This is a genomic window from Nocardia sp. NPDC003345, from assembly GCF_053589395.1.
The window spans coordinates 1-1,585 of record NZ_JBSFRU010000590.1; the positions used below are offsets into that span (position 1 = coordinate 1).

The 1,585-nt window shown below is 68.0% G+C and carries 1 protein-coding gene; it reads left to right on the forward strand.

Annotation, left to right across the window (positions count from 1 at the left end; all coding sequences use genetic code 11):
• Positions 1-101 precede the first annotated feature (101 nt).
• The coding region (locus ACWDU1_RS32245; RefSeq protein WP_450004198.1) for an acetoacetate--CoA ligase at positions 102-1,585 on the forward strand (1,484 nt) is incomplete at its 3' end.

Here is a 1,585-nt window from a genome sequence, read left to right on the forward strand (position 1 = left end):
AGGGAGCGCAGCGACCGACCGGCGGGAGTGAAGAACCGGGGTTAATAGGGCCCCGCCCTCGAGCGGCGGAGCCGCTCCAATGACACAGAAGGGTTACACCGGTGGAACCTCAGTGGGTACCGACCGAACGGGATATCGCCGATGCCCGGGTCACCGATTTCGCCCGCTTCGTCTCCGCGCGGTCCGGTGCCGCACTACCGGATTATCAAACGCTGTGGCAGTGGTCGGTGAACAACCTCTCCGATTTCTGGGGTGCCGTCTGGGACTATTTCGAGCTGGGTCCGGTGGCCGGTGACGTACTCCCGTGCCCGGAGATGCCCGAGGCCCGCTGGTTCCCCGGGACCACCCTGAACTACGTGGATCGCGTGGCCGCGCAGGCACGCACCGACCGCCCGGCGGTTCTGCAGGTGACCGAGGGTTCCGATGAGGTCACCGAGACCTCCTGGGCCGAGTTGCTGACCCGGGCGGCCGCGTTCGCGCGGACGCTGCGTGATCTGGATGTGCGTCCCGGCGACCGGGTGATCGGCTATCTGCCGAATATCACCGAGACCGTGATCGCGTTCCTCGGTACCGCCGCCATCGGCGCGGTCTGGAGCGCCTGCGGTCAGGATTACACCGCGAAGGCGGCGCTGGACCGGCTGGGGCAGCTCGAACCGGTGGTGCTGGTGACCGCCGACGGGTACCGCTACGGCGGGAAGACGCATGACAAGAGCGCGGATATCGCCGCGTTGCGGGACGGGTTGCCGAGCCTGCGGGCCACGGTCGTGGTGCCCCGGCTGGGAGTGGAGATCCCGGACAGCACCCCGTGGGCGGCGGCCGCGGACCCCGCCGGTGATCCGGTGCTCGATACCGAGACGGTGGATTTCGCGCATCCGCTGTGGATCGTGTTCTCCTCCGGCACCACCGGTCTGCCCAAGGGGATCGTGCACGGGCACGGCGGGGTGGTGCTGGAACATCTCAAGGCCGTTGCCCTGCAGTCGGATATCGGCCCCGGCGATACCTTCCTCTGGTACACCAGCCCGAGCTGGATGATGTGGAATTTCCAGGTCGCGGGCCTGCTCGCGGGGGCGACCATCGTCTGTTACGACGGCAGTCCCGCGCATCCGGCGCCGGATTCGCTGTGGGAGATCGCCGCCCGCACGGGTACCACGGTGCTCGGTACCAGTCCCGGTTATGTCCTGGGTTGTATGAAGGCCGGATCGGTTCCCGCTTCCGATCACGACCTGTCGGCACTGCGGATGATCGGTATCACCGGATCGTCGCTGCCTCCCGCGTCGTCGTTGTGGCTGCACGAGAACGCGGGCGGGGTGCCGGTGGCGTCCATCAGCGGCGGCACCGACGTCGTCTCCGCCTTCGCCGGTGGGGTCCGCACGGTGCCGGTGTGGCCGGGTGAGTTGTCGGCGCCGTATCTGGGGGTCGCGCTGGATGCCTTCGACGAGGTGGGGCAATCGGTGCGCGGCGAGGTCGGGGAATTGGTGGTGACCGCTCCGCTGCCGTCGATGCCGGTGCGTTTCTGGAACGATCCGGAGGGCCATCGGTATCACGACGCCTATTTCGACACCTATCCCGGGATCTGGCGGCACGG